The organism is Ideonella sp. P3_A4, assembly GCF_056403075.1.
In genome coordinates this window covers 1-4,550 of the sequence record NZ_JBFUGE010000485.1, presented here as the reverse complement: position 1 = coordinate 4,550, position 4,550 = coordinate 1, and the positions used below count along the sequence as shown (strand labels likewise).

The window sequence follows — 4,550 nt, the reverse complement described above, 5'->3', positions numbered from 1 at the left end:
TCGGGCTTGCTCTGGACCTGTTGCACCAGCCACTGCAGCACCTGCCGGCTACCCGTCATGCGCTGCAATTGCGCGTCCAGGTCGGCGATCTTTCCGTTCAGATGAAACAGCAGGTGGTCTCGCCGCCAGCGGCTGGGCTCGTCGGCCGGCAGCAAGGCCTTGATCTCATCGAGCGTGAAGCCGGCTCGCTGGGCGTTGGTGATCAGGTTCAGCAGCATCGCTGCGTCCGCTGAATATTCGCGGTAGCCATTGGCGCGCCGCGCCGCGCGAATCAAGCCCTTGGCTTCGTAATACCGGATGCGCGAGCAGCTCAACTGCGTCGCCTTGGACAGTTCACCGATTCTCATTTGGTAACACCGCAGTGGGTTGACCTTCAGGCCGACTTCAACCTTATGGTTCGAGTGCGGCCCGCCTGTCCAAGCCCCGCGTCTGTCATCCCCATCTCATCCACCTCATCCAAGTTATTCGCAACGCGCCACTCAAACCGGACACGCCGGAGCGCGCCGTAACACCCCTTTTCAAAACACCCGATCCGCCCACCAAAAACGACGAGGTTTGACCCATGTCTGTTCGAAGTTTTGCCGCATTGCTGCTCACTGCCGCGGCGGCCATGAGCACGCCGTTGATCCGGGCCGCTGAACCCGCGCCCCACCCTTCGCGCCCGGCCTGGATCGAAGCGCTCGAGCCCGGCCAATGGCAAGAGCTGCCGAACACCAAGATCCGCTCGGTGCTGCCCTCACCACCACAAATGGGCTATGCACCGAACATCGTCTATGCCTGGAGCGGCGGTACGGTCGATACGGTCAAAGGACGCCTCTTGGTCTGGGGCGGCGGGCACAGCGACTATTGGGGCAATGAGCTCTACGCGCTGGACGTCGGCACGAAGAAGATGAAGCGCATCACCGACCCGAGCCCGCACACCGCGGAGTCCGACTGCCATTCAGCGCTGGCCGACGGCACGCCAACCTCGCGCCACACGTACGGCGGCATGGCCTACCTCACGCACGCCAAGCGCTTGTTCGCGGTCAACGGCTCGCTCGTGCCGTGCGGCTATCAAGAGCCGGCGACCTGGACCTACAGCTTCCCGCAGAAGAAGTGGCACTTGATGATCCCGGACTTCGCGCTGAACGGCTTCGGCACGATGGCCGTCTACGACGAAGCGACCAAGCAGGTCTTCGTCAAGGACAACGCCGACTTCTACGCCTACACGCTGGCGTCGAACAAGTACCGCAAGCTCAACACCGCCGAGCAGTTCGTCGACTACCACCTCTCGGCCGCGATCGACAGCAAGCGCCGCAAGTTCGTGATGATCGGCAACGGCGTGCAGGTCATCGACCTGGCGACGAACAAGATGACGACGATGGCGACCACCGGCGCACCTGGATTCGTGACGTCGAAGCAATCGCCCGGCATCGCCTATGACCCGGTGGCCGACCGCATCGTCGCGTGGCACGGCGGCAGCAAGGTCTACGCGCTGAACATGGACACCGGCGCCTGGACGCAGGTCGCCACCAACGCCGGCCCCGGCGTGCCGGCACCTGCGCAAGGCACCTTCGGCCGCTGGGGCTACGTGCCGCAGTACGGCGTCTTCGCGCTGGTCAACGACATCGACCAGAACGCCTGGATCTTCAAGCTGCACTGAGAGGCCCACCATGAACATGCATTCGATCCGCCGCTTCGCCGCGGCTACGTGGGCCGTGCTGGCGTTGCCCGCGCTGGCCGGCACCGTCACCACGCTGCAACTGAACAGCGCCACGGGTGGCACCAAGCTACCGTTCACGATCGGCCAGGCCTTGCGCCAGGGCGACGTGCCTGAATCGCAGGTGCTCGTCGCCGACCTGCCGAGCTTCCAGTTCGTCGTGAAGAACCGCTGGCCGGATGGCAGCGCCAAGTTCGCCGTGCTGTCGGGCCGCGCCACGCTGTCGGCGCAGGTGCCGAAGACCGTCACGCTGAGCACCGCGCCCGATGCCGGCACCGGCAAGGCCATCGGCCCGGCCAGTCTGGCCAAAGCGGGCCTGACAGCCAGCGTGCAGTTTGGCAGTTATGGCACAGCGGCCTGGGGCGTGGACGACTGGGCCTCACCTGAGCGCACAGTCGTCGGCGGCCCGCAGATGTCGTCGTTCACCTACCGCCAACCGATCGGCAGCGACAAGCACCTGGTGGTCTGGCTCGAGGTGCGCAGCTACAAGGGCGGCCGGATCGAGGTGCTGCCGTGGGTCGAGAACGGCTACCTGAACGTGCCCAAGCCCGGCGCCCGCTCGGGCAACGTCAGCTTCACGCTGGGCTCGACGACGCGCTTCAACCAGAGCCTCACGCTGCTGAACCACCAGCGCGCGGTACTGGCCAGCGGCAGCACGCTGACCCATTGGTTCGGCGCGACTGACCCGCAGATCACGCCGCGCCACGATGCGGCCTACCTGATGGCGACCCGGCTGGTGCCGAACTACCGCGGCGCCACCGTCAAGAGCAGCCCGTTGTACGGGCGCCTGAGCACCAGCTACACGCCGCTGATGCGCGGCGACTTTCCGGCCGAGATGGGCGCCACCGGCTATGCCCCTTCGATCGGTCTGTTGCCCGAGTGGGACGTGGCCTACCTGACCACGCTGGGCGACCCGCGTGCGTACAAGGCGGTCCTCGTCAACACCTTCGCCGCCGGCCGCTATGGCGTGCACTACCGCGACGAGACCACCAACCGCCCGCTGAAGCTGTCGGCCTACCCGCACCTGGTGATGAGCGACGGCTCGGGCGTGTCCAACATCGGCGCGTCGAGCACCAACAGCTACACGCCCGCCCCCAGTGGCGGCGTGCCGCCCACCTACGATTCGCCGCACCACCCCTCCGTCGGCGCGATGGCCTACCTGGTGAGTGGCTGGCACTACGCGCTCGAAGAGTCGCAGTTCGTGGCCACCACCAACTTTCTGAAGAACTCCGACACCACGCGCCAATTCGCGAAGGGTGTGTTCGAAAGCAGCGCCGGTGCCAACATCACCCGCGGTGCCGCGTGGGCCCTGCGCACGCTGGCCCAGGCCGCCGCACTGACACCCGACAAAGACACGCTTCATGCCGAACTGGTTGCCAGCGTCGACGGCAACATCGACCACTACCACGCGCGTTATGTCGCGACGGCCAACAACCCGCTGGGCCTGGTCGAGCCCTATGACCACTACACCAACACCGACCCGTGGGAAGGCGCGTCGTGGATGGACGACTTCTTCACCGGCGTCGTCGGCTACCTGAGCGAGCTGGGCGTGAACAGCCCGTCGCGCCAGACGAGGCTGGAGGCCTTTCGCGCCCACAAGTACAAGGCCATCGTCGGGCGCATGGGCGGTAGCGGCGCGGGCGCGTTCTCTTATCGCTACGCCGCGCAGTACAACGTGCCGTTTGCGAAGACCAACGACGCCGACTGGTCAGACGGCAGCGGCCCCTGGTATGCGAACTGGGGCGAGGTGGCGCGCGCGATGGAACTGCCCACCAGCGGCAACCTCGGCGAGCCACTGGAAAGCGGCTACCCCACCGAGGCGACCGCTTATTGGGGCAACCTGATGCCAGCGATCTCGTACGCCGTCGACCACGGAGCCCCGGGCGCGGCGGAAGGCTGGAACCGCATCATCCATGCGTCCAACTTCCCGGTGCAGGCCGCGGGCTACAACGACGACCCGGTCTGGGGCGTCAAGCCGCGAACGCCATGAGGGTGCGGCGAATGCTGCTGGCGCTTACCGCCGCCTGGCTGGCCGCGGCCACGGCCCAGTCCGGCGAGCTGCTGTTCGAAAGCGACCTCGAGCAAGAGTCAGCCGCCTGCTGGGCCCAGCCACCGCAAGCGGGCTGCAACGGCTGGATCAGCATCCACGGCATCGTGCCGTCGACCGAGCGCAGCCGTTCGGGCGAGCAGGCGCTGAAGGTCAGCTTCGAGCATAACGAAGACGTGGGCAGCGCGACACGCGAGATCGAGGCGCGCCACGTCGTCGTCGGCTTCCACGACTTCTACGCCCGCGGCTTCGATTTCGCCGCCGGGCTGAAGATCCTGCGCCTGAGCGCCTTCGACGCCGCGAGCCAGCGCAATGCCTTCGACATCGTGCTGGAGTCGCGCGCCTCGGCGCCCGACAGCAACTACTGCGGGCTGACCGACACCGCCTACCTGTCTATCGCCTACAACGGCGGGCCGGTCGATTGGGGCATCGTCGATGCGCCCTTCGTGTTCCGGCGTGAGCGCTGGTATGCCATCCGCACGGAGGTCCGGCTGAACCAGCCTGGCCTCGCCGACGGGCTGCTGCGGGTCTGGGTCAACGGCCAGAAGCTGATCGAGCGGACCGGCATGAACCTGGTGGGCGCCCTGCCCAACCCGATCAACCGCATCGGCTTCGGCGGCTGGTATTCGAACTCGGCCGCCGGCCGCAACCCCTGCCCGGACCCGGTCTCGCCCTCGACCCACTTCGTCGACGACGTCTTCATCCGCCGCCGTTGACGGCGACGTTTCCCGGCCTGCGCACCGTGTTTGGGCGTGCGCGGCCGCCTTGTCGTGCCCGTGCAACATTGTGGTGAAGCCCTTGCAC

General features: G+C 66.7%; 4 protein-coding genes. 3 read left to right on the top strand and 1 reads right to left on the bottom strand.

Translation table 11 applies throughout. The features are described 5' to 3' along the window. Positions 1-347, bottom strand: a 347-nt coding sequence (locus AC1DYI_RS27345) for a MerR family transcriptional regulator (RefSeq protein WP_477207273.1), incomplete at its 3' end; no start/stop codon positions are given. A gap of 215 nt (positions 348-562) precedes the next feature. On the opposite strand from AC1DYI_RS27345, the gene AC1DYI_RS27340 reads away from it, so the two are divergent. From AC1DYI_RS27340 to AC1DYI_RS27330, 3 genes are read left to right on the top strand one after another with little or no spacing between them, the layout of a single operon-like run. Further along, complete coding sequence (locus AC1DYI_RS27340; RefSeq protein ID WP_477207272.1) at positions 563-1,642, top strand: hypothetical protein; 1,080 nt, start codon at positions 563-565, stop codon at positions 1,640-1,642. 10 nt (positions 1,643-1,652) lie between these two features. Next, positions 1,653-3,689 (top strand): hypothetical protein, encoded by a 2,037-nt coding sequence (locus AC1DYI_RS27335; RefSeq protein WP_477207271.1) that lies wholly within the window; start codon positions 1,653-1,655, stop codon positions 3,687-3,689. Positions 3,690-3,700: 11 nt separating this feature from the next. After that, a complete protein-coding gene (locus AC1DYI_RS27330; RefSeq protein ID WP_477207270.1) occupies positions 3,701-4,462 on the top strand; it encodes a polysaccharide lyase in 762 nt (253 codons plus the stop codon). The last annotated feature ends 88 nt before the right edge of the window (positions 4,463-4,550 follow it).